Annotated in this window: 16 protein-coding genes and 2 pseudogenes; 13 read left to right on the top strand and 5 right to left on the bottom strand. The window is 41.9% G+C overall.

All coding sequences use genetic code 11. The features are described 5' to 3' along the window. Positions 1-48 precede the first annotated feature (48 nt). From ICL16_RS44510 to ICL16_RS44480, 7 genes and pseudogenes are all read left to right on the top strand, one after another. Positions 49-3,405: a two-partner secretion domain-containing protein gene (locus tag ICL16_RS44510; protein ID WP_190839161.1), complete on the top strand. Its 3,357-nt coding sequence runs from the start codon at positions 49-51 to the stop codon at positions 3,403-3,405. Positions 3,406-3,537: 132 nt separating this feature from the next. Next, positions 3,538-4,373, top strand: a pseudogene (locus ICL16_RS44505) (Rpn family recombination-promoting nuclease/putative transposase). Positions 4,374-4,661: 288 nt separating this feature from the next. Beyond that, a complete protein-coding gene (locus tag ICL16_RS44500) occupies positions 4,662-5,309 on the top strand; it encodes a sigma-70 family RNA polymerase sigma factor (protein WP_190839159.1) in 648 nt (215 codons plus the stop codon). 19 nt (positions 5,310-5,328) lie between these two features. Beyond that, positions 5,329-6,294, top strand: a complete 966-nt coding sequence (locus ICL16_RS44495; RefSeq protein ID WP_190839156.1) for a DUF1822 family protein — start codon at positions 5,329-5,331, stop codon at positions 6,292-6,294. 20 nt (positions 6,295-6,314) lie between these two features. Then, positions 6,315-8,675, top strand: a complete 2,361-nt coding sequence (locus ICL16_RS44490) for a CHASE2 domain-containing protein (protein ID WP_190839154.1) — start codon at positions 6,315-6,317, stop codon at positions 8,673-8,675. Positions 8,676-8,746: 71 nt separating this feature from the next. Beyond that, positions 8,747-9,481, top strand: a complete 735-nt coding sequence (locus tag ICL16_RS44485) for a DUF928 domain-containing protein (protein WP_238361227.1) — start codon at positions 8,747-8,749, stop codon at positions 9,479-9,481. A gap of 36 nt (positions 9,482-9,517) precedes the next feature. Further along, positions 9,518-12,682: a two-partner secretion domain-containing protein gene (locus tag ICL16_RS44480; protein WP_190839152.1), complete on the top strand. Its 3,165-nt coding sequence runs from the start codon at positions 9,518-9,520 to the stop codon at positions 12,680-12,682. Between the two features lie 78 nt (positions 12,683-12,760). Here the strand turns inward: ICL16_RS44480 and ICL16_RS44475 are convergent, their stop codons facing one another. Further along, on the bottom strand, positions 12,761-12,961 hold the full coding sequence (locus tag ICL16_RS44475; protein WP_238361226.1) for a hypothetical protein: 201 nt from the start codon (positions 12,959-12,961) through the stop codon (positions 12,761-12,763). Between the two features lie 222 nt (positions 12,962-13,183). Here ICL16_RS44475 and ICL16_RS44470 point away from each other — a divergent pair, with 222 nt between their 5' ends. Then, positions 13,184-14,965 (top strand): ShlB/FhaC/HecB family hemolysin secretion/activation protein, encoded by a 1,782-nt coding sequence (locus ICL16_RS44470; RefSeq protein WP_190839149.1) that lies wholly within the window; start codon positions 13,184-13,186, stop codon positions 14,963-14,965. A 395-nt stretch (positions 14,966-15,360) separates the two neighbouring features. On the opposite strand, the gene ICL16_RS44465 is transcribed toward ICL16_RS44470, so the two are convergent. Then, entirely contained in the window at positions 15,361-16,293 is a 933-nt protein-coding gene (locus tag ICL16_RS44465; RefSeq protein WP_190839146.1) for an RpnC/YadD family protein, read from the bottom strand. 261 nt (positions 16,294-16,554) lie between these two features. Between ICL16_RS44465 and ICL16_RS44460 the strand changes: the two genes are divergently transcribed. Next, positions 16,555-19,200: a CHAT domain-containing protein gene (locus ICL16_RS44460; protein WP_190839144.1), complete on the top strand. Its 2,646-nt coding sequence runs from the start codon at positions 16,555-16,557 to the stop codon at positions 19,198-19,200. 77 nt (positions 19,201-19,277) lie between these two features. Here the strand turns inward: ICL16_RS44460 and ICL16_RS44455 are convergent, their stop codons facing one another. Then, a complete protein-coding gene (locus ICL16_RS44455) occupies positions 19,278-19,799 on the bottom strand; it encodes a GNAT family N-acetyltransferase (protein WP_190839137.1) in 522 nt (173 codons plus the stop codon). Then, positions 19,800-20,219: a type II toxin-antitoxin system TacA family antitoxin gene (locus tag ICL16_RS44450; protein ID WP_337907239.1), complete on the bottom strand. Its 420-nt coding sequence runs from the start codon at positions 20,217-20,219 to the stop codon at positions 19,800-19,802. It lies immediately after the preceding gene. Positions 20,220-20,238: 19 nt separating this feature from the next. On the opposite strand from ICL16_RS44450, the gene uvrB reads away from it, so the two are divergent. The 4 genes from uvrB (at position 20,239) to ICL16_RS44430 (ending at position 25,228) form a co-directional block, all read left to right on the top strand. Next, positions 20,239-22,236, top strand: a complete 1,998-nt coding sequence (uvrB, locus tag ICL16_RS44445; RefSeq protein WP_190839273.1) for an excinuclease ABC subunit UvrB — start codon at positions 20,239-20,241, stop codon at positions 22,234-22,236. 264 nt (positions 22,237-22,500) lie between these two features. Further along, the gene (locus ICL16_RS44440; protein ID WP_190839131.1) at positions 22,501-23,532 is read left to right on the top strand and encodes a hypothetical protein; all 1,032 of its coding nucleotides are present in this window, start codon (positions 22,501-22,503) and stop codon (positions 23,530-23,532) included. Between the two features lie 114 nt (positions 23,533-23,646). Beyond that, positions 23,647-23,889 carry a hypothetical protein gene (locus tag ICL16_RS44435; protein ID WP_190839128.1) on the top strand — a complete coding sequence of 81 codons (243 nt, stop codon included), beginning with the start codon at positions 23,647-23,649 and terminating at the stop codon, positions 23,887-23,889. Next, positions 23,873-25,228: an AAA family ATPase gene (locus tag ICL16_RS44430; RefSeq protein ID WP_190839269.1), complete on the top strand. Its 1,356-nt coding sequence runs from the start codon at positions 23,873-23,875 to the stop codon at positions 25,226-25,228. Before ICL16_RS44435 ends, ICL16_RS44430 begins: the two co-directional genes overlap by 17 nt. Here the strand turns inward: ICL16_RS44430 and ICL16_RS44425 are convergent. Then, positions 25,157-26,300: pseudogene (locus ICL16_RS44425) on the bottom strand (IS4 family transposase). The gene ICL16_RS44430 and the pseudogene ICL16_RS44425 overlap by 72 nt on opposite strands. Positions 26,301-26,327 lie beyond the last annotated feature (27 nt).

Below are 26,327 nucleotides of genomic sequence, written 5' to 3'. Positions count from 1 at the left end.
ATCGTAAAGGTTGTAGTTAACTTAACTGCTGCTTATTTGGGGGGTGCAATGTCTAGATGCAAACAGCTGAGGTGCTGGAAATTGGTACTGGGGAGTTGGTTGGTGGGTAGTGCGATCGGCTTAGCCGTGTCGCAGACATTCGCCTCTAGTGATTGCGCTTTTGCCCAAATTACCCCTGATGGTACTCTACCCAATAATTCTCGTATCACTCCATCTGGCAATAGTAGCATTATTGAAGGAGGAACTAGCGCGGGGAGCAACTTGTTCCACAGCTTTGAACAGTTTTCTGTTCCCACTGGAAGTACGGCTCACTTTAACAATGCCCTAGATATTCAAAACATCATTAGTCGGGTAACAGGTAAATCTATCTCTGACATTGATGGTTTGATTCAAGCTAATGGCACAGCTAACCTGTTTTTGATTAATCCGAATGGAATTGTCTTTGGTAAAAATGCCAGCTTGAATATTGGCGGTTCATTTGTTGCAACTACTGCCAATGCGATTGGGTTCGGCAATCAAGGTTTTTTCAGTGCAACTAATCCGAATACTCCTGAATTGCTGACCGTCAATCCTTCGGCTTTTCTCTTCAATCAAATGTCTGCTGCATCGATTCAAAATAACTCAGTAGCACCAGCAGGATTAGATCCAACAGGTGCAAAGACATATGGTCTACGTGTTCCTAATGGGCGGAGTTTGCTGCTTATTGGTGGCAATATCAACATGGATAACGGAAAATTGAGAGCTTTTGGTGGGCGAGTGGAGTTGGGAGGACTGGCAGGATCTGGAACGGTTGGGCTAAATGGGAATGATAATAATCTGAGTCTAAGTTTTCCGGATGGGATAAGCCCATCAGATGTCAAACTTACCAATGGTGCTGGAGTAGAAGTGCGTGCTGACAACGGTGGTACTATTGCAATTAATGCTCGAAATCTAGAAATTCTCAGAGGAAGTGCGCTACTGGCAGGGATAGCTCAAGAACTAGGTTCATCAGACAGTAAGGCGGGGAACATTGAGATTAATGCACTTCAAGCAGTCGATTTTAAGGATGGAAGTCTTATTTTTAATGTCTTAACACCTGGAGCGACCGGACAAGCAGGCGATGTCAACATTACGACGGGGTCGTTTGTTTCTGATAACTCTCAATTATATACTCTGACCAATGGAAAGGGGAATGCAGGCAATGTTACTATTAATGCCCGTGATAGCGTTTCCTTCATTAGCCCAGAGAATAGTGGATTCAATGGCATATTAAGCTCAGTGCGACCAGGAGCCTTTGGTAATGCAGGCAGCATCAAAATTACAACGGGTTCTCTAAGTGTACGCAATAGCTCTCTATTAGTTGCCAGCACAAATGGAGTGGGGAATGCAGGCGATGTTACTATTAATGCCCTTGATACTGTCTTGTTTGATGGAGTTGGAAATCCAAGCTTTTCCAGTGGAGCAGTAATTGGGGTGGGACCAGGCGCTACAGGCAATGGGGGCAGTATAAACATCACAACGGGTTCTTTTGTTGCACGCAATGGCGCTCTAGTGGGAGGCGACACTTCTGGCAGCGGAGATGCAGGTAGTGTAACTATTAATGCCCGTGATACTGTTTTATTTGATGGAGTAGGGAGTAATGGCTTCTCCAGTGGAGTAGTGAGCAGGGTAAAACCTGAAGCCATAGGTAAGGAGGGCAGCATCAACATCACAGCGGGTTCTCTTTTTGTACGCAATGGTGCTCAACTAGATACCAGCACATTTGTACAATTCGGGAATGCAGGCAAGATCACTATTACTGCTCGTGATAATGTCTTGTTTGATGGAGTGGGGAGTAATACGAATAATACCTCCTCTAGCCAAGCAATAAGCAGAGTGAATGGAGTTACAGGTAACGGGGGCAGCATCAACATCACGACTGGTTCTCTGACTGTAAGCAATGGCGGTTTACTATCGGTCGGCAATAATGGACAAGGAAATGCAGGCAGTGTAACTATTAATGCCCGTGATAATGTCTTGTTTGATGGAGTCAGGAGTAGTAATAGCTTCTCAAGTGGAATATCCAGCTCGAAGGAATCTGAAGGCACAGGTAGCGCAGGTAGTATCAACATTACAACGGGTTCTCTTTTTGTACGCAATGGTGCTGAATTGATTGCTAGTACTGGTGGACAAGGGAATGCAGGCAGTGTAACTATTAATGCCCGTGATACTGTCTCGTTTGATGGGGTAGGAAGTAATGGTTTTCCCAGTGGAGCATTTAGCCAGGTAGGAGCAAGGGCAACAGGAAAGGGGGGCGACATCAACATTACGACTGGTTCTCTTTCTCTGACTAATGGCGCTCAAATAGGCGTGGACATCCGTGGACAGAACAATGCTAGTAGTAATGTCACTATTAATGCCCGTGATACTGTCTTGTTTGATGGGGTAGGAAGCAATAGCTTGCCCAGTGGAGTATTGAACATACTGGGATATGGAGCTATAGGCAAGGGGGGCGACACCAACATTACAACTGGTTCTCTTTTTGTACGTAATGGCGCTCAAATACTTGCCGATACATATGGACAGGGGGATGCAGGTAATGCGATTATTCATGCCCGCGATCGCATCTCTTTAGACAATGCCCGCATTTTACTTAATAGTCTAGGGACAGGAGTCGGGGGTAATATCAAAATTCAAGCAGGCAATTTAACTCTTAATAATCAAGGGTTGATTTCAGCAGAAACATCTAGCACTCAGGGTGGCAATATTACCATAGGGCTACAAGACATCCTGCTCATGCGTCAGGGTAGTCAAATTTCTACAAATGCTGGTGCTGCACGGGCTGAAGGAGATGGCGGCAACATCACTATAAACTCACCCTTGATCGTCGCCGTTCCAAGGGAAGATAGCAATATCAGCGCCAATGCCTTCACTGGTAGGGGCGGTAGAGTTGATATTACAGCTACAGGTATTTTTGGCATTCAGCCCCGCTCTAGCCCAACTTTACTGAGTGATATTACAGCCAGTTCAGATTTTGGAGTTAGTGGCGAAGTTACAATCGATACGCTGGATGTTGATCCCAGTCTTGGATTAGTCAACTTGCCTACTGTACCAATTGATACTGAAGTAGCACAAGGCTGTTATACAGGTGGCGCTCAAGCACAAAGCAAATTTATTATAACTGGACGCGGTGGCTTACCGCCCAATCCCAAAGACGTTCTCACTCCTGATACCGCCCAAATAGATTGGGTGTCGGTTAAACCCAGCAACAATAACCGCGCCCTACCGCCTGTTACCACTAAACCAACTACCGCCACTCCCAAACGTATTGTTGAAGCCACAGGTGCAATGTTAAACGCCAAAGGACAAATAGTCCTCACCGCTAATTCATCTACCGTTACTCCTCGTACTTCCAGACAAAACCTAATTCAGTGTTATGGTAGTTAAAGTTACTCAATACTCCGGCAGCGCTATGTCTTGTCTCGCATTTATTTGGCGAAACCTTTCAACCGCAGAAAATGCATTTTCCCTGATGCAACGTCCGCCATATAATGTCAAATAAATTACCTAAAATGCTTCATGCGTCGAGACTCAACAATTCAAAACTGTTCCAACAATCCCCCTCACTGCTATTTGAACTCTTGACAAATCCTCCAAAAAATGCAAATGCTTACCGATTTGATTCTGTAGCTGTCAAAGAACCAAAATTTGAGATTGATGGAGTATTTCTTCCACCGGAAAACGAAGATGCAGGAGTAGTCTATTTCTGTGAAGTACAATTTTATAAGGATGAACAGCTTTACGAGAGACTATTTGCAGAATCTTCATTATATTTCTATCGTAACCGTGCTATATTTAGTGACTGGCAAGCAGTAATAATTTACCCGTCGCGCAGTGTTGAACAAAGCGATGTTTATCCTCATCGAAGCCTGCTGAACGGAAACCAAGTGTATCGGGTGTATTTGAATGAGTTGGGGGATATTCGCCAATTACCTCTGTGGGTGGCGCTAATGGTACTAACTACGGTAGAAGAAGAACGAGCGCCAGAAGAAGCAAGGAATTTGTTAACTAGAACCGCTGTTGAAGCATCTAATCTATCAAGTCGCGTCATCATAGAGATGGTGACGACGATTATGGTGTACAAATTTGAACAATTGAGTAAAAAAGAGGTAGAATCTATGTTAGGAATAACACTAAAGGAAACGAGAGTTTACCGAGAAATCAAAGACGAAGGACGAGAGGAAGCAACATTTAACCTGGTTATCCGACTTTTAACTAAGCGATTTGGAGAAATCTCTTATGATGTGCGATCGCAAATTTCTCGTCTACCATTGCCTGTTCTCGAAAATTTGAGTGAAGCACTGTTAGATTTTACAAGTTCGGCTGATTTACAAGCTTGGTTAGAGAATGTCTGAGTCACTTTGATTTGTTTTCATACATCCTAGAAGAGTGTGGCTATACAAACAAAGGCAGCGGGGCAGCCTACAAGGATTTTATTTTAGCCCACGGAGGTGGGCTTTGTATGTGTAGCCCCAGCATTCCATGCTGTGGGCGTTTCATGACGAAGGTATTGGTAAACATACGCAATTTTTAGGCTGGATAACTGATGATGTAAAGTTTTGTTAAAAAAATCCTGGTTTTGCATGAAACTCGCCCGATGAAGCCTGAGATAAAGATGGAGGGACGAACCTTTGGAGTGGCAGATGAATCAAACCTCGATCGCTGAAATAGATGTTTTGCTTCAACAGCTGGCTTCAACAGCACAGCAATACCCACCTTTAGCTGAACAACGACAACTAGCTCTGACAAAGCTGGTTAATACCATTGTGCAATCAGGTAGGCTTTACTACCCGCAAAGGGGGCAATTTTCAGCAGATGTTTATGAAGACATTTATAATGAAGCGCTACAAGAGCTTTTACTATATATTTGTCAGAATATTGATAATTATAATCCAGAACGCGGTTCAGTGATGACATGGGTCAATGTTCTTTTGGATCGGCGATTTTTCAAAGAAGCAGTTCGGAAATTTTTTGGTCAGAAAAATGTTACAAATATTACCGATGCTCAGCTAGATAATCTTGCTCCTCCTGAAAAACCACAAGACATTACTGAAATTTTAATTGAATGTATAAAATCAGACCCAGAAGATATTTTTAAAAAAGAACACATAAGAGAATATCCACAAGCCAACTTTCAAGCTTTGGCTCTAGAAAGAATTTTGGGTAAATCATGGAAAGAAATAGCCGCCGAATACAATTTAAACATTTATACAGTCAGATCCTTTTATTACCGATGTTTAAATAAGTTCACAGATAAAATTAAAACTTATTGTCTAGACTATGCACTTTAAAGTAGGAGAGCAACACATCATGCAGAGCGTATCAGAATCTTTAACTTTCACCGTACCTTTGGGTTTAGAAGCTCGCACTTTAGCAGAAAAATTCCGCCGCAAACATAGCAACCCCGACAAAGGACAACAGGTATATCTTAATACTTTAGCTGTGGCAGCGGTAAAATTTTATTTGCGTTGCATAGGTTGGGAAACTGACTGGGAAGCTAGTCTGAGTTATAATCCCTTAATGCAAGGACTGATGGATGTTGCTGATTTACAAGTCCGAGGTTTGGGGAAATTAGAATGTCGTCCAGTGTTACCTTCATCACAAACAGTTTTTGTTCCCCCAGAGGTTTCTACCGACAGAATTGGCTATGTAGCTGTGCAATTGGATGAATCTTTCAAAACAGCTACAATACTAGGATTTGTTAAAACGCCAACTAATAGCGGTGAGATATTTCTGAGTGAATTGGAATCGCTGGCTGATTTACTCTCACATTTGCATCAAATTAACCAACGTGAAGTAGTCAAAACACGAGTAAAGTTAAGCCAATGGTTCGACAATCTCTTTGAAAGCAGTTGGATGGCTTTAGAAGAAATTTTTGGCGGTATGGAGCAGAAATTTGCTTTAAGAAATGTTTCATTAAAGCGTGAAGTTAGCGTGGCACGAGCAAAAATAATAGACTTGGGATTACAACTGGGAAATCAATCAGTGGTGTTGCTAGTAGCGATCGCTCAAGGGGCAGCGGAACCCAGCGCACCTTATTCTGAGCAGAAAGTAGAAATACTAGTACAACTGCATCCTATTGATGGACAAACTTATTTGCCATCTAACCTTAAACTTAATTTACTATCAGAATCAGGAGAAATTATGCAAGAAGTTAAATCGCGAAGTAATGATAACTTTATTCAATTAAAGCGATTTCGAGGTTATTCTGGAGAATGCTTTAATATCCAAGTGTCTTATGGGGATTTCACAATTAAGGAGACTTTTGTGATTTGACATTTTTTTGTCGGAGTGTAATGAGTAAGCTAGTTGTCTTGAATTTGGGTAAGGGAAACTTGCACAAAGGCTTTCCCGATGTCACAGTGCAACTCGGTTTTCCAAATGATCCGCGTGCGATGGAATTTCGTGGTAGTTTACCAGCAGCGCCAGAGATTGCTCAACTTTATCGAAGTTGGCAAATCTTATACTCTGCTGTCTACCGCTATTATGGTTTGTGTGTACGTCTGGAAATAGAAGATACTGATGTCACTAATTTTTCCGAAGTTGAATTTCATGACTTGTGTCAGCAATTATCGTGTAAAATTAATGCTTGGCTCAACTCAGAGCAGTTTCGTAAAATAGACCAAAAATTACGTACACAATTGAATCCGAATGAAGAAATCCGTTTTATGATTGCAACTGGTGATAATTTATTGCGGCGACTTCCTTGGCATTTGTGGAACCTTTTTGAAGATTATCCGAATGCCGAAGTTGCACTGAGTTGCTTAGAAGCCCAACGACCACATAAAATATATACGAAAGAAACTAAAGTCAAGATTTTAGCTATTTTTGGTGATAGCACAGGAATTGATATTAGTAAGGATAAGGGTTTTTTAGAAAAGTTATCAAACCAAGCTAAAATAAATTTTTTAATAGAACCACAACGAAAGGAATTAAGTAACGAACTTTGGGAAAAAGGTTGGAATATTCTGTTTTTTGCAGGACATAGTTCTAGTCAAGAAAAAGGAGTGCTGCAAATAAATCGAACTACGACAATTACTCTGGATAAATTAAAACATGGACTCAGAAAAGCAATTGAAAGCGGTTTGCGCTTGGCAATTTTCAACTCTTGCGATGGCTTAGGTTTAGCGGAAGCGTTAGAGGATTTACACATTCCCCAAGTCATTGTCATGCGGGAACCAGTTCCAGATGTAGTAGCACAGGAATTTTTAAGACATTTTTTAACAGAATTTTCTAGTGGACAGCCTTTATATTCTGCGCTGCGCGAGGCACGAAAAAGGCTGGAAGGAATAGAAGATGAATATCCATGTGCAACTTGGTTGCCTGTAATTTGCCAAAATCCGTTGGAAGCGCCAATGATTTGGCAGTTGCAGCCAAAGATGATCAGTTGGAAGAGTGTTTTGGCAATATTGCTGACAAGCTTGTTGGTAACAAGTTTGGTGATGGGGGTGCGGTATTGGGGTTATCTGCAAACTTCAGAATTACAGGCTTTTGACCATTTTATGCAGATGCGATCGCAACTTGTCACCGAAAAACCTGACCAGCGTCTTTTAATTATCACTATAGATGAAGCAGATATCCAGTACCAAATCAATAAAGGAATGCAAATGCGATGGTCCTTATCTGACGAAGCACTTACTCAAGTATTAGAGAAACTAAATAAGTACCAACCACGAACTATCGGCTTAGATATTTACCGTGATGGTATTGTAGATCCAAAATATCCAAATTTAGCTAATCGTTTTGGGCAGGATAATCGTCTACTTTTTGTGTGTAAAGTTGCTACTACTGATGATGATGGCGATAGTGATGGCATTCCACCACCTTCTGGAGTTTCAAAAGAACGCTTAAGCTTTAGTGATTTTGTTGCAGATGACGAAAATATTGCTCGTCGTCAGCTTTTGCATTTGACTCCTCCCCCAAAATCTCTATGTACCGCAGAATACGCATTTAGTTTACAACTAGCACTTAATTATTTAGACAAAGAAGGTAAAACATCAGATGTGACAAAAGAAGGTTATTTGCAGATTGGTGATGTTGTTTTTCCGCAATTAAAGGAACACACAAGCGGATATCAAAAAGTAGACGCATCCGGTTATCAAGTGTTGTTAAATTATCGTTCTCTCCCCTCTGTGGAAAAAATTGCTCAACAAGTTAGTTTGAGAGATGTCTTAGATAAAAAGATACCATCAGAATCAGTCGAATTACTCAAAGACCGCGTTATCCTGATTGGTCTTTCTGCTCCTACCAATACCAATGATTATTGGAAAACACCATTCAGTGCTACTGCAAAACCCAATCAAAAGCAAATACCGGGGGTGTTCGTGCAGGCACAAATGCTCAGTCAAATACTGAGTGCAGTTTTAGACCGCAGACCTTTGTTGTGGTGGTGGTCTGGATGGGTAGAGGCATTTTGGGTATGGCAATGGTCATTGGTAGGAGGTATTACAGCGTGGTACTTTTCAAAACCACTGCACCTTGGACTAGCGGTTGCAGTCACACTTTTAACACTCTTTGGGTTATGTTTTGGCATTTTTATACTAGCTGGGTGGGTGCCACTCATCCCCTCGGCATTAGCGTTGCTAACTACCCAAGTGGTGGTAGTCCTGTGGTTTAGACGGGAGCATCTTGGCAGGAAAAGACAATTAAATTTTTAATTATGATTAAAAAAAAGTTATACCAAAAGATTCTACATGCTTGCGTAATTCCTCTGCTATTCGTTAGTTTGATGAGTGACTCGCAATCAGTGCAGGCACAACTTCCCAATCAAAACACTATTAAAAATTCCCCCGAACAATCCTTCAAGCAACCGAAATTGCCCAGAAACGGCGCACCTACTGGTAGGCGCAGAGCAGGCGCTGGGCGTAATCCTGAGTGTCCTAGCTCCCTCACACGTCTTGCTGCTTTAGTACCCGGTGAGGGAGGGAAATCATTTTCAGCATCAACAGTTGCAGAATATCCAACTTTTTGGTTTTATGTTCCTGAACTGCCTGAAACCACCCGTTCCGCAGAATTCGTGTTACAAGCGCAGGATGGTAAAGAAGCACAGAATGACTACCGAATACCTTTTACTCTATCTGGAAAATCTGGTATTATCAGCATAACTCCACCAACACAACCGCAATACTCCTTAAAAGCGGATAAAACATACCGCTGGTATCTTGAGATTTATTGTGGTGATAGAAAAAAAACATCTGACAATTTACATGTAGATGGATTTGTGCAAAGGCAGGCGCTGACACAGGCTCTTGATAGTCAATTAAAAACAGCAAAACCAAGGGAGTACATTGCCTATAGTGCTAATAATATTTGGTATGATGCTCTAACTAATTTAGGTCAACTGCGTCGCGCCAATCCGCAGGATGCAATTATTAATAAAGATTGGGTTGACTTATTAAATGCACTTGGCTTGCAAGACCTTGCTAAAGAGCCAATTATACAGCATTACAACTTGGAAAAATAAGCGTGATGTATCAGTCACTGATTTATTGGGGGTGCTATGTCAGGGATAACTCAAAATTGGCGGTGTTGGTGTAGTAGGTTTGTGGAATTAGGAAGTTGGTTGGTAGTGGGAAGTATGTTAATTGCTTCCTTACAAGAGCGTGTTTTTGCCCAAATTACCCCAGACGCCACATTACCAAATAACTCCAGCGTCACAAGGGATGGGAACATCTTCAATATCACTGGAGGAACGCAAGCAGGAAGTAACTTGTTCCACAGCTTCTCTGAATTTTCTGTCCGCGCTGGCGAGACTGCTTTCTTTAATAATGCTGCGGATATTCAAAATATTATCAGTCGAGTAACAGGTGGGTCAGCTTCTAATATTGATGGGATAATTCGCGCCTTAGGTACAGCTAATTTATTTCTGATTAATCCGAATGGGATTATTTTTGGACGCAATGCTCAGTTGAATATTGGTGGTTCGTTTGTAGCGACTACAGCAAGTTCAATTGGATTTGGCGAACGAGGTTTTTTCAGTGCAACAAATCCGAATACTCCTGAACTGTTGACGGTCAATCCAAACGCTTTGCTATTTAACCAAATGCGTGCCGCATCTATTAAAAATAACTCAATTGCAGACGCGGGTTTAGATCCATCTTCTACATATAGAACAACGGGCTTACGTGTACCAAATGGTCAGAGTTTGTTGTTAGTAGGTGGTGATATCTATATGGATGGTGGAGGATTGTATGCTTTCGGTGGGCGAGTAGAATTGGCAGGCGCTTCAGGTGCGGGAACAGTTGGATTGAATGGAAATGACAGTAATCTGAGTTTAAGTTTTCCTGATAATTTAGTGCGAGCAGATGTGTCCATTACCAATCTTGGTGGTGTAAGTGTACGTGCGGGCGATGGTGGAAGTATTGTTATCAATTCTCATAACTTAAATATGGACGGAGGCTCCCTACTTCTGGCGGGGATAGAGTCAGGGCTGGGTTCGATTAGCTCAATTGCAGGGGATATTGAAATTAATGCGACCGGGTTAATAAAACTTACTAATAATAGTTATATTCAAAATGGCGTGGGACCTGGATCTGTAGGCAAGGGTGGCAACATCAAGATCGCAACTGGGTCTTTTGCTTTAACGAATGGAGCTTCACTCAATAACCGCACTTTTGGACAGGGGGATGCTGGTAATATCATTATCAATGCCCGCGATACAATCTCCTTAGATGGGGTGGGTAGCCGTGGATTCCCTACTGAGGTAGCTAGCATGGTGCTAAGTAGAGGCGTGGGCAAAGGGGGCAACGTTAATATTACGGCAAACTCGCTTTCTGTCACGAATGGAGCTGCTCTAAATGCTAGCACTTTTGGACGGGGAGATGGAGGCAGTGTGAATATCAATGCCCGTGAAGCCGTCTCCTTTGATAGGGATTCTTATGCATTCAGCGCTGTGGAACTTGGAGCTAATGGCAACAGTGGCGGCATCAACATCACGACCAAGTCACTCTCTGTGACGAATGGCGCTCAACTGCTTGCCTACACCGGAGGAAATGGGAATGCGGGCAATGTGACGATAAATGCCCGTGATAACGTCTCCTTTGATAGGGTGGGTAGCAAAGGATTATTCAGTGCGGTATACAGCACTGTAGATCCTAGAGCCGTGGGCAAGGGTGGAGACATCACCATCACGACTGGATCACTTTTCATGACGAATGATGCTGAACTAGTTGCTAGCACCAAAGGACAGGGAGATGCGGGCAGTGTGACGATAAATGCCCGTGATACAGTCTCCTTTGATAGGGGTAAAGTATTCAGCGCTGTGGAAACTGCTGAAGCTGTGGGCAAGGGAGCCAACGTTAAGATCACAACTGGGTCACTCTTTGTAACGAATGGCGCTCAACTGCTTGCCTACACCAGAGGACAGGGCGATGCAGGTGATGTAATTGTTGATGCCCGTAATACTGTATCTTTACAGGGGGTAAGAGACGACGGATTTTCCAGTCTGATAACTACTGGCACTAATAGTCAATTAGGAGAGGGAGGCAAAATTACAATCAGTACAGCCGACTTTAGCATAGCTGATGGGGCGATTGTAGATGCTCTTACCTTCAGTTCCAAACCAGGAGGTAGCGTCACCATTAACGCCAATACATTTTCTGCGACTAAGGGTGGACAAGTAACTACAAGCACCTATAGTAATGGACTTGCAGGTAACATTAACCTCAACATCACTGACAGCGTTACACTTTCCGGCAGTGACCCCACCTACGCTGATAGACTCGCCCGATTCCCAGAACGTGTTAACAATGTAGGTGCTGAAAGTGGGCTGTTTGCCAACGCTAATTTTGAAACGGCAGGTAAAGGAGGCGATATTTCTGTCAACACCAGAACCTTGAGTGTTCAAGACACTGCTAGAATCGCGGTCAATAGCCAAGGAACAGCAGTTGGGGGTAATATCCAAATTCAGGCAAACAATCTGACCCTCAAAAATCAAGCGCTGATTTCGGCAGAAACATTCAGCAATCAGGGGGGCAATATTGAGATAGGGCTAAAAGACATCCTGCTACTACGTCAGAATAGTCGAATTTCTACGAATGCTGGCACTCAAGGGGCAGGTGGAGACGGCGGTAACATCACCATCAATGCTCCCAATGGCTTCATAGTTGCTGTGCCTAATGAAAATAGTGACATCACTGCTAATGCTTACACTGGTAGTGGTGGTAGAGTTCAAATCAAAGCGAGTGGTGTTTACGGCATTGGGTTTCGAGACCTGGAAAACTCACAAACAAGCGATATCACTGCTAGCTCAGAATTTGGTGCGGATGGTACCGTAGAGCTAATCACACCCGAAGTCGATCCCAACAGTGGCTTGGTTGAGTTGCCAACAATACCAGTTGACACCGAGGTAGCCTCTGGTTGCTACACTCCTAGTTACGCCCAAAGCAGTTTCGTCATCACCGGGCGCGGCGGTTTACCACCCAATCCCAAAGACGTTCTTACTCCTGATACGGCACAAATAGATTGGGTGTCGGTTAAACCCAGCAACAACAACCGCTCCCTACCACCTGTTACCACTAAACCAACTACCACCATTCCTAAACGCATCGTTGAAGCCACAGGTGCAACGCTAAACGCCAAAGGACAAATAGTCCTCACCGCTAATTCATCCACCGTTACTCCTCAAACTTCCAAACAAAACCCAACCCAGTGTCATGGTAGCTAAATTTGCATAGTGAACGCAAAGGAGTCGGTGGAACTAAACGAATGATGGGTTCAAACTCCGCATTGACTACTCCAGTAATCATGCAGTTGTCCGAGTGCGTCCGCCAAATCGACGAACGTGACGAGAGCCAATGCGAACGATCCAGCTCTGAGCATCTGGGTGACGAGTTTCCAGGCGATCGCACGCACCAATTTCGCTCTTATCTACTTCAAAATCTCCGGTTTCGATGTTGATCGCTACAATCTTACCATGATTGCCTTCCTCAACTTGAGAGCGCACTGAGTCTCATAAATTTCATCGCCACGCTCTTGCAAATTCTTCTTTGCTGTACCGGGGTTGTCGAACTGTCATAGGCTTAACTTCATTTTAACGTTATTACCTCATAGTTTAGCTTGAGCGTTCAAGGGCAAATCGATGCTTCGCTCTTAATATCTTTTCCTTAAATCAATTTAAGGTCTTGAGACATGGATGAACTAATTCCGACTTCAAAATTATTAAGTTATGGTAGCTAAAGTTACTCAGACTTTTGTAGCGTCATGCTTGCTTATGTTGCTCAGCAGCCTGACAACTACACCCACCAGGGCGCAGACAGTAGATAACGTACAACTATCCCAAAATTTTCCCTCACTCCCGGAAATCCCCCCACCACAGGATGTCCAACCACCTTCGCCCCCTCAGCCACCACCGCTCTCTCCACCACCGCAACTTCCCCCGCCATCCGAACTACTCCAACCTTCTCAACCACTTCCCACACCAGATGAATCACTCCCTACACCGCCACAAATCTTCACTGTTCAGCAGTTTGAAGTCATTGGTAGTACAGTATTTAGCCCAGAAAAGTTGGCTGAGGTACTTGCTGACTATATCAACAAGCCCATCACATTTGCACAATTAATAGAAGCTCGTTCCAAAATTACCGAACTTTACATTAAAGAAGGATACGTCACTTCTGGAGCTTACATTCCCGAACAAACCCTCACCAGCGGTGTTGTCCAAATTCAGGTAATTGAAGGTAAATTAGAAGATATCCAAATAACTGGTACTAGGCGACTCAATCCAAATTATATCCGCAGCCGTATAGCCTTAGGCGCATCCACCCCTTTGAATCAAAAACGCCTGCTAGAGTCCCTGCAAATATTGCAACTCAATCCTTTAATTCAAAATTTGTCTGCTGAATTGTCTACAGGCTCACGTATCGGCTCTAATTTACTGGTTATCAAAGTAACGGAGGCAGATTCATTCAATACACAAATAGTACTGGACAATGGTCGTTCCCCCAGCGTTGGTAGTTTCCGACGCCAATTGCAAATTAACGAAGCTAACTTGCTAGGATTTGGAGATAGTATATCGCTAGCATACACCAATACTGACGGCAGTAATACCATAGATGCCAGCTACAGCTTACCCCTAAATCCCCGCAATGGCACTCTCACCTTCAGCTATAATAATACCTCAGCCGATATCATTGAACGTCCTTTCAATACACTAGATATTGAATCAGCTTCCCAATATTACGAACTCACATTCCGCCAGCCGCTAGTGCAAACTCCCAACCAAGAATTCGCCTTGGGAATAACAGCTTCTCGCAGAGAAAGTGATGTTTCCTCCTCTTTGTTTGAACAGGAGGAAGTTCCCCTTTCTCTACTTTCACCGGGAGCTGATGAAAAAGGACGCACCAGAGTATCTGCGGTGCGATTTTTTCAAGAATGGACTTCCCGCAATAGCCAAGAAGTCATTGCCGCTCGCTCTCAATTTAGCCTGGGAACTGGTGCATTCAATGCTACAATCAATGATAACGCCCCTGATAGCCGCTTTTTCGCTTGGCGAGGACAGGCGCAATGGGTACGCCTATTAGCTCCTGATAGCCTACTGTTAATCCGTGGCGATGTTCAACTGGCTTCTACATCGCTTTTAGCTTCAGAACAATTTGGTTTAGGTGGTATAAACAGTGTCCGGGGGTATCGTCAAGATTTCCTGTTAAGAGATAATGGCGCTCTTGCTTCTGTTGAATTGCGACTACCGATTCTGCGTGTGTCTCAGTGGGATGGAGTTCTGCAAGTTACTCCATTTGTTGACGTTGGTACTGCTTGGAATAATTCGTCCAATAGAGAGGAAAATGATACTAACACTCTAGCTTCTGTTGGTTTGGGTTTGCGTTGGTCACAAGGTAATAATTTTACTGCTGGTGTTCAGTGGGGTATTCCTTTAGTTTCTGTTAATACTCAAGGTAATACATGGCAAGAAAACGGGTTATATTTTTTTGTACAATATAACTTGTTTTAAATGGAAAAGTATGAAAATCTCACGCAAAGACGCTAAGACGCTAAGATTCTTTTTGCGCCTTTGCGCCTTTGCGTGAGGCTAAAAAATAATTCATAAAGTAGGATTCAAAAATTCATATGAGATTTATAAAGCATTTTTTCCTAGCATTATTCACGACAATTCTCTGCATATGTTTATCACATTTTTGTGATTCATCCAATTACTCAACGGTAGCGCTAACTCACCAAGCGCAACGCAGTAACTCAACTTCTAGCCAGGTGCAGCAAAGTCAAGCACTTTATGAAGCAGGATTTGTGGAGGCGGTACAACTTTTAAAAACAATCCCACCCTACTATACAAGGGGTGGGAAATTGTTATATATTTAAACTTGAATGTAACTGATGCCAATATCAAGTTTATCCGCCAAACCTAGCAATTAATTCTTCTCTAGACAATCGCATTAGTAAAGGCGTAAATTCAGATGGAGGCAGCGCTAATACTGGTTCAATAATCGCGCTTAATTCGTCATCTAAAGCACCAAAACGAACCTGTAGTAAATTTTCGACGACAAGACGTTCTCCAATAATTCTTCCTTCAAGCCTTCCTTCTTGTATTCCTTCAAGCCTTCCTTCTTGTATTCCTTCAAGTTTAGCTTGTTCGCGGTCTTGCTGATAAAGTGGTTCAAGTCGCATAATTAACTCCCTGTCATCTTCTTCTAATTGTTGATTAATTCTCAAGTTTTGGCGCAGGTTGTAAACAAGTTCAAGTGTGGCTTTTTGATATGGATGATTCAATGGTAACGCCTGTAATTCAATCATAGCCTGTTCCTGAACGCTTCCTCTACCCAAAAGTCTTAACCACAAAGTTTCTGGCGTTTGCGGAAGTTGATGTATAACCACGATCGCCGCACGTAAAGTATCCCCTAAGAAATACACTCCTGGCAACCATCCCTTTTTCTTCTTGACATTAAAACCAGATAATCTGGGCGGCGATATTGTTGGAGTCAGAACCCATAACTTGGGATTTTCAAATTCTTGTAGTTCGGTTTTCTTTGCGTTAGCTTCACGTCTCAACTCTCCCTTGACTTCAAACAGTTTTTGAAGACAGTCCACGATTTCGTCATCAGTGGCAGGATTGCGAAATACCTCTAATAATGCTGGATATTCGGCGAATCTTCCCAGTAATCCCAGTATTTTTAAATTCGATGTTTGTTGCCGGGAGGGGGTAAATAAAACGTCAATTTCTTTGATTTCTCCTGAGATTTTCTCAGATGTATTTACTGCTCCATAATCTTTTAGTAATTCTTCCAGGTAATCCTTCGCGAACTTATCATGTACAAGGCGCGTCATAGAAAATGTTTTTTATGTTCTCGATGCAAGTAAGACTATTGTACATGTTTTATCATCGCCAATAAATCGTTTTAAATTACTCATATTAAACAGAAATATTCGCGTTATTCATGTTAATTAATATAAACAGGTGCATTCAATGCTATAATCAATGATAAAGCACTTAATAGCCGCTTTTAAATTCAAAATTCCATTTTCAAATTCAAAATATTGAGAATAACCAGCTAGATATCATTGAAAAAGTAGGATTATGAAATTTATATGAGATTTATAAAACATTTTTTCCTAGCATTATTCACGACATTTCTCTGCATATTTTTATCACATTTTTGTGATTTATCCAATTACTCAACGGTAGCGCTGACTCACCACGCGCAACGCAGTAACTCGACTTCTAGCTTGGTGCAGCAAAGTCAAGCACTTTATGAAGCAGGAAAGTTTGTGGAGGCGGTACAACTTTTAAAAAAAGCAGCATCTGAATTTAAAGCTACTAATGATAAATTCAACGAAGCTATAAGTTTGAGCAATCTTTCACTTGCCTACCAGCAACTAGGACAATGGCAAGAAGCAACTGAGGCGATCGCACAAAGTATTAAACTATTACAAGCTCTGGAATCGTCCAAGCAAACCTCTGTTGAAAAAGCTACACTAGCGCAAATCTTTGCCCAAGCAATAGAAGTTCAAGGAGGATTGGAATTAGCACGGGGACAAACTGAAGCAGCCTTGGGCAGTTGGCAACAAGCGGCAAAAATTTACCAACAATTAGATGATACACCAGCACTGATTCGCAACCGCATTAATCAAGCCCAAGCAATGCAAGCTTTGGGAAACTATCTGCAAGCACATAAAACCTTAACCTGGGTACGAGAAGCTCTCCAAAAGCAACCAGATTCTCCGCTTAAAGCCACAGGATTGCATAGCTTAGGGAATGTCGTGCGCACTTTGGGTTATTTAAGCGATGCGCAAAAAATCTTAGCAGAAAGTTATTCTGTTGCTAGGCGAGTGGGAGATGCGATCGCTCAAAGTAATGCTTTACTTAGTTTAGGTAATACAGCACGCGCTCAAACATACGCTCAACTTACTTTAGGTAACTCAACCAGCGCCAAAAATTACACTAAAAACGCTATTCAATACTATCAACAAGCAGCGCAAATTGCATCTGTAACACCTACTGTGCTACTCCAAGCTCAACTAAATTTATTGAAACTATTGGTAGAGCAAAAAGACTATAGCACAGCAAAAGCGTTATTACCCCAAATTCAGCCCCAGATAGACAATTTGCCTCCAAGTCGCACAGCTGTTAACCACCTGATTAACTTTGCCCAAAGTCTGAGCAAAATGATACAATACGAAATTAAGCCAAAAGATGTTGCTCTGATGCTGGCACAAGCTGTGCAAGTGGCTAAGAATTTAAAAGACGAACGAACCGAATCTTATGCCCTTGGTACTCTTGGCGAACTTTACGAACAAACCGGGCAGTTATCTGATGCCAAAGACTTAACACAGCAAGCCTTGGTGAAAGCCGAATCTATTGATGCTCAAGACATTGCTTATCAATGGCATTGGCAGATAGGACGAATACTGCAAAAGCAATCCAATATTCCAGCAGCAACAGCAGCTTACAATCGAGCATATAACGCCCTCAAGTCCCTCCGCAAGGATTTAGTTGCGATTAATCCCGACGTGCAATTTTCTTTCCGCGAGAGCATCGAACCTGTGTATCGACAGTATGTTGATTTACTGTTGCAATCTGAGGGAAATACGGATAAAAAGCCAGATAATCTCCTTCAAGCCCGTCAGGTAATTGAATCTCTTCAGTTAGCGGAATTAGATAACTTCTTTCGCTCACCGTGTTTACAGCCAAGAGTTGAACTTGACAAATTAGTTGAAAACGAAAAATCCACAGCTGTCATTTATCCGATTATTTTAGATGACCGATTAGAAATTATCACCAGATTACCAGGACAAGATACAATTTACCGCCATACTACTAAAATAGCTAAAGATGTATTAGAAAACACTGTAGAAAAACTACAGAAGGATTTACCAGTTGCCAGTAGGGAGCCTGATGTTAAGCAACAGTCACAACAGTTATATGAATGGTTAATTAAACCCACTGAATCTGATTTAGCAAACAAAGGTATAAAAAGCTTAGTGTTTGTACTAGATGGTTCTTTGCGGAATATCCCAATGGCGATTCTCTACGACAAACAACAGCAGAAATATCTGGTAGAAAAGTATGCGATCGCTTTAACCCCTGGCTTGCAACTTGTTGATCCCAAACCTTTAGAAAAAGTGCGGCTAAACGCTTTAGTTGCCGGAGTCGAGCAAGAACGCCTGATTGAAGGTAAATCCTTTCCCCAACTCTCAAATGTGACTCAGGAATTAAAACAAGTCCAGTCTGAAGTTAAAACAAGCAAAGAACTTTTAAACCAACAGTTTACCAAAACAAACCTGCAAAAGCAAATTCAATCTGCTCCCTTTTCAGTAGTGCATCTAGCGACACACGGACAGTTTAGTTCAGATGTCGAACAAACCTATATTCTTACCTGGGATAACTTACTGAAGGTTACTGAGTTAGATAATTTACTACGAGTTAGGGGTGAAAGCAGACCAGAAACAATTGAATTACTCGTCCTAAGCGCCTGTAAAACCGCCACCGGAGACAAACGAGCCGCGTTGGGATTAGCTGGAGTAGCGGTGCGGGCAGGCGCACGCAGTACGCTAGCAACTTTGTGGACAGTAGATGATGAATCTACTAGCAACTTTATGGGTGAATTATACCGACAATTAGATGCCGGAGTAACTAAAGCCCAAGCGCTGCAACGCGCTCAACTGGCAATTTTAGCTAAAGAAAATCGTCCATATTTCTGGGCACCTTATGTTCTTGTCGGGAATTGGTTGTAAGACAATTTTGGATTAACTCAAAGATCTAATCAAGCCATAGAGAACCAATAAAAACCGGGTTTTTAGGTTCAGTTATATTACGTGCTAGTGCTAAACAATTTAGCAATAGTTGTCATCGGTAGATACAGACGCTGCGATTGTTCGGGAAACGTCATAAACTGATGATGTTCATAGAAATCACGGGCTTTGTCATCCTTTGCATCAACTACAACCGCCATTGAAGCAATCTCATTATTTAAACTGCGCCGCAATGCATCCATCAAAAGAAAAGAGCCTAATCCTTGTCCCTGATAGCGTTGCTCAACAGCCAACCGTCCCAAAAGAGTCGCTGGAAGGAGCGGGTATTTTGGCAATTTCTTCGATATATCCGGAGGTAATTCTGTCAGACGAATTGCTGTGGCAGCTAAGGTATAGTAACCTGCTATACTGTTACTATCTTGGTCAACTAGTACAAACAAAGCAGCTATTCTCCGACGCATATCTTGGCTTGCTTGCTGCTTTAAGTATCGGTCAAGCGCTTCAACTCCACACTCAAAATCAAAACGGTTATGTTGAGCATTCAGCGGTTCTATAATATAAGCAAACAGAGGGAACTTCACTTACTCAAGCCCCATACTTTGCTTGTATTGTTTAGCCGCAGCCAATAATGCTGCTCCAGGTTCAGGAGGATTGAGTAAAGCTTCGACAAAGGCTTCACTGTCTCGTTTAGTTAAGCTAATCAGTGTATGTTCTTGAATGGTACGAACTGCTGCTGCCTGAGCGCTGCTGATCACAAAATCCGTTAGTGTCCTACCTTCTAGCTCTGCAGCTTGTTGGAGCAATTCTTTCTGTTCTCGTGTTAGTCTGGCTTCCAAGCGTTCAAGCTTAATATGCTTGGCTTCCTCTTTTACTCCGTTTTTAGCATTTGGTATGGTCATCTGACTCTCCGTTTTAGCTTCTTTTCTTAATGATACGGCAAAATGCCGTACAAAGCTACTGAGACGATCGCACAAACTATTAAACATAATGAATATAGGCATGGTTCATTTTCTCTCTCATATGACGCAATTTGATATCCAAGCTTCCTTTCAACCAACAGGCGATCAACCACGGGCGATCGCACAACTTGCGGCAGGTGTCAGTAATGGGTTACAATATCAAACTCTTCTCGGCGCAACTGGTACCGGCAAAACTTTTACAATTGCTAATGTAATTAATCAAATCAAGAAACCTACCCTAGTTTTAGCACATAACAAAACACTCGCAGCGCAACTATGTAATGAGTTGCGCGAGTTCTTTCCTCATAATGCTGTAGAATATTTCGTTAGCTACTACGACTATTATCAGCCAGAAGCGTATATTCCCGTTAGCGATACTTATATCGAAAAAACAGCGTCGATTAACGATGAAATTGATATGTTGCGGCACTCAGCCACGCGATCGCTATTTGAACGACGTGATGTAATTGTGGTTGCTTCAATTAGCTGCATCTATGGTTTAGGTATTCCTGCTGAATATCTCAAAGCGGCAATTCCTTTTCAAGTCGGGATGGAAGTAAATCAACGTCAGATTTTAAGAGATTTAACATCAGTACAGTATAGCCGCAACGATCTGGAACTCTCCAGAGGACGTTTTCGCGTGCGGGGTGATGTATTGGAAATTGGTCCTGCATACGAAGACAGAATTATTCGTGTAGAATTTTTTGGTGATGAAATTGATGCGATTCGTTACGTTGATCCAGTTACAGGTGAAATCATCAAAAGTATAGAAGCGGTAAATATCTACCCGGCACGTCACTTCGTTACTCCAGAAGAAAGACTAGAAGCTGCTTGTGATGCGATTGAAGCAGAATTAAAAGAGCGCAAAGCACAATTAGAAGAAGCCGGAAAGTTACTAGAAGCGCAACGCATAGATCAACGCACCCGCTATGATTTGGAAATGTTGCGTGAGGTAGGTTATTGTAACGGCGTGGAGAATTATTCCCGCCTTCTCGCTGGACGCCTACCAGGAGAACCACCAGAATGTTTAATTGATTACTTTCCTAAAGATTGGCTATTGGTCATTGATGAATCTCACGTCAGTATACCACAAATTCGCGGCATGTACAATGGCGATCAAGCTCGCAAACGAGTTTTGATTGAACACGGATTTCGTCTACCTAGTGCTGCTGATAACCGTCCTCTCAAAGCTGAGGAATTTTGGGAGAAGGTAAACCAGTGTATTTTTGTTTCCGCTACACCAGGAGAGTGGGAATTAGAAATTAGTAATGGTAATGTGGTAGAACAAATTATTAGACCAACTGGAGTAATCGATCCAGAAATTATTGTTCGTCCCACAGAAGGACAAATTGATGATTTATTAGGTGAAATTAAAGACAGAGTTGATCTTCACGAACGGGTGCTAATTACTACTCTAACTAAGCGCATGGCAGAAGATTTAACTGAATACCTGCAAGATAATAGTATTAGAGTTAGATATTTGCACTCGGAAATTAATTCGATTGAGCGGATCGAAATTATACAAGATTTACGCGACGGTAAATTTGATGTATTGGTTGGTGTAAATTTGTTACGGGAAGGTTTGGATTTACCGGAAGTTTCTCTTGTGGCAATTTTGGATGCAGATAAAGAAGGGTTTTTGCGTGCAGAGCGTTCTTTGATTCAAACTATTGGTAGAGCTGCTCGTCATGTGCGGGGAAAAGCGATTATGTATGCTGATAACCTCACAGATAGCATGATTAAAGCAATTGAGGAAACTGATAGGCGGCGGGGAATTCAAACGGCGTACAATCGGACACATGGGATTACTCCTCAACCGATTGTGAAAAAATCCAGTAACGCGATTTTGTCTTTTTTGGAAGTGTCGCGTCGTCTCAACGCAACTGATGTACAGACAGTTGAGCAAAATATAGATGAATTGCCGCTAGAAGAGATTCCGCAGTTGATAACTTTGTTGGAAGGACAAATGAAAGAAGCAGCGAAGAAATTGGAGTTTGAACAAGCGGCTTCGTTGCGTGATCGCATTAAGCATTTGCGAGATAAATTAGTAGGACATTAGAACTACAATTGAGCAAAAATTATCTGTAGTTCACGGAAATTAACCCGATTTCTAGAGAAAATCGGGTTTTTTATCTGTCTTACGACAGGATAACTTGAATATAAGACAGTCTTTAGATGGAAGTTAAGTGGTACAGCAGGATTTATACTTTTACTGACGCCGATTTAAAAACTCTAACATTCATTAAAGTTTGTCAGAGTATTTTGGCTACCGTAGTCTTAACAATTACCATACAAAAACACAGATTCAGAGCGCTACTTAATCATGCGTAATTCTTTACTGCTGGGTCTTACTACGTTAACGGTTGTATTTAGTGGATTATCAGCCCAAGCTGAAACAGTAGAATCTACTAATAGTAAAGCGATCGCCTCCCATAAAGGTCAAGGGCTGGCAAATAGAGCTTCTCAGTCTCATGCCAAAACTGTAGCCATCAATACTCCATTCACAGTAAGTTCTGATGCTGTGCCTACCCCGGGAAAATTTGCTACATCTGCTTCTGCGCTGGTAAATGTTCCTGCTCAAAATGTAGCATTACCTGTGGCTCAAGTTGATCGGACTACTCCGGGGTCCCCCACCAGTCCGAATACACCCGGTACACTTACACCAGATCCTACTTCACCAACTCAGCCCACACCAGGTACAATTACGCCTGACACCACTACCCCGACAACACCACCAGGTACACTTACACCAGATCCTACTTCACCAAATCAGACAACACCACCGGGTACTTATACACCAGACACTACTACCCCAACCACACCACCGGGTACTTATACACCAGACACTACTACCCCAACCACTCCCACCACACCAGACACTACTACCCCGACAACACCAACTACACCTAGTAGTGATGGGATTTCGCCTGGTAGATCTACTCGTTCTGGATCTAGCTACTTTGGGATTGGTGGTAACATTGGTTTAGGTACTGGTGACACTGCTATAGGCGACGGTAGCTTTGTTGTATTTAGCAAAATTGGTCTAACAAGAAACTTTTCTGTGCGCCCAAGTGTATTTGTGAGTGAAGATCCTACCTTACTGCTGCCAATCACCTATGATTTAGCACCCCGGGCAATACCAGGAACTAATGGATTAGGTATAGCTCCATATCTTGGTGCTGGAGCTGCCGTATCATTTGGCGATGATACCTCAGCTGATTTCCTCCTCACAGGTGGCGTGGATGTTCCGCTCTCACCTAGATTTACAGCAACTGCTGCTATAAATGCAACACCTTTCGATAATGCTGCTGTAGGATTATCTATCGGCATCGGCTACAACTTTTCTGGATTCTAAAGTAAGAAGCATCAAGGGCAAGTTATCTTTACTAGCTTGCCCTGAATTTGTTATACAAATTTTGGGAACTATAAGGTTAGGCAAAACAAAAAGATTGATCGAAAAGGTTTGTTAATGCTTCAACCTCTATTAGTTCCCGGCTACGATGTTAGCGAAATTATTCATGAAGGAATCAACACCACTATTTATCGGGGTATAGCACAAAATAACCAGCAGCCTGTAATTCTCAAAGTTCTCAGAGCTGATTATCCATCACTCTTAGCTCTAGCTCGTCTCAAGCACGAATATAAAACAGTTGTAAATTTGGATTTACCGGGGGTTGTCAAAGTTTTAAGACTTTATAGCGAAAAATGCTGAGGATAGATACCAAAGTGCTTGGGGACTAAAAACTGATTTAGAATTTGTACAAACTCACTGGCAAGCTAACAGCAAAGACTTCATTCCTGGAGAACGCGATCGCACTTGCGAGTTACTTATTCCCCAAAAACTTTACGGACGTGTTCAGGAAGTCGCAACCCTAATAGCTGCCTTTGAACGTGCAAGTCAAGGCATGTGCGTCCCAGTATTTGTCTCAGGTTATTCTGGCATTGGTAAATCAATGCTGATTAATGAAATTCACAAGCCAATTGTAAGGCAAAGGGGCTATTTCATTGCTGGTAAATTCGACCAGTTCAAGCGTAACATTCCTTATGCCTCTATCATTCAGGCATTTCAATCTTTAATGCACTCCTTACTTACAGAAAATCAGGATTCATTGCAAGAATGGAGAGAAAAACTGCACGCGGCTTTAGGTAATAACGGACAAATTGTTGTTGATTTTATTCCTGAAGTTGAGTTGATTATAGGTAAGCAACGCCCAGTACAAAAGTTGGGGCTAACTGAAACGCAAAATCGTTTTAATCTAGTTTTCCGAGAGTTTGTGCGCGTCTTTACCCAAAAAGAGCATCCGCTGGTAATCTTTTTAGATGATTTGCAGTGGGCTGATGTTGCGTCGCTCAAATTAATGCAACTGTTGATTTGCGATCCTGACAGTCAGTATCTGCTGTTAATTGGTGCATATCGGGATAACGAGGTAGAGACGTTTGATGGCGCGTCTCTACATCCGTTAATGCAAACAGTAGAGGAAATTCAGCAAACGGGGATAGTAGTTGATCGTATTGTTGTCAAACCTTTAGATCTAACTTGTGTCAATCAACTGTTATGCGATACTTTCGCTCAACCTGAAACCGCTCAAATACAAGAACTTGCATCATTATTATTTAATAAAACTGGTGGTAATCCCTTTTTCTTGACGCAGATGTTGAAGACGCTGCAACAGGAATTGCTGGTGTTTGATACCCCTTTAGAGAAAGGGGGGTGGCAGTGGAATATTGAGCAAATTCAAACAGTGGGAATTACCGATTTGGGTGTGGTAGAATTGATGGCACGTAATATTTGTAAGTTGCCCAAATCAACGCAAGCTTGTTTAACTTATGCAGCTTGTATTGGCGATCGCTTCAAATTAGATGTGTTGGCGAGCGTTACTCAAAAAACTGTTTTAGAAATTGCTGACGACTTATGGACAGCTTTACAGCAGGGACTCATTTTACCATTAAACAAAGATTCTGACGGGGCGACAAAAGAGCTAGGATGCAGCTATAATAAGCTCCATAGCCCTAAGACCTCGTTGATAAAATGTCAGCTTATTGGGATTTAATCTCATTAATTTGGTGACTAAATCTTGATATGGCTCCATAAAATTAACCCAAGTTTCTCCATATAATCCAATATAAAAACTGCTATGACGTCTTTCAATACGACCAGGTTCTTTAACACGACCAACATACTTTTGTACGCCTTTACGTTTAATTTGCTGTCCATGAATTGTGGCAGAAGTGTATGCGATTGCTATCAATAAAATTAGAGTAATCAAACGGTCACCAGATACATTAGTATCCTCCAAATTATAGCCACCCTTCTTAAAGTCACGAAACATTTCTTCAATGTCGAATCTTCTTTTATACGCAGAAATCGCTAACTCAAGAGTCTCTAAATTTGTTAAAATGAACCATCCTTCTGTAGGAGCAACGCCTAATATTTTACGTTTCCACTTACAAGCAACGTTAAAACTGAAAAAACCTTGAGTTTTTGTAACTTTTACTCCTTGAAAAAATAAGGATACTCCGGGTGATAATCCTACCTGCTTTAGTTCTAGCCAAATGTCTTCTTTTACTTCGATAAAATGATTCTTTTTGAGTCGTAGGCAAAAGTATACATTTCTTTCTCTAAGCCAGTTTGCCAGATGAACAGAACAAAACTCTCTATCTCCCAACACACAGATTTTGTAATTTTCACGCATGTGGCAAAATTTGTGAGAAAATCTTTGTCTGCTCCTCAAGATTACTATTACCTAACTTTGGTAGCAAAGAAAAATATACTGGAAATGCTCTCTTATCCCAAACCACACTGACCATGAAGAGATTTATCCGACTCCATTTTGTTCTATCCATTACCACATAAATTATTTTTTCTTTCTCAAAATATGTGGATAACCAAGCCATGACAATCGGAAACCAAACCTTTTCAATTGACAGGTTTGGTAAGGATAAAAATCTTTGTATCTTCTTTCTTCTACTTTCAAATAAAATAGGAATAGGTATTGATGTGGCTAACGTCTCTAAGCTAACATTTTTAATGGATTGCAGGAGATTAATGAGAATTTGAACCAACAAATATTCTGCTGGGCTAAGATTATTTTGCAGGTATGTTTGGTAAAATATTGGTAACATTTTCAACAAGTGGGTCTTCTTGACAAA

It is taken from the genome of Iningainema tapete BLCC-T55 (assembly GCF_014698965.1).
GTDB classification, from domain to species: domain Bacteria; phylum Cyanobacteriota; class Cyanobacteriia; order Cyanobacteriales; family Nostocaceae; genus Iningainema; species Iningainema tapete.
This window is presented reverse-complemented; position numbering and strand designations above follow the sequence as displayed.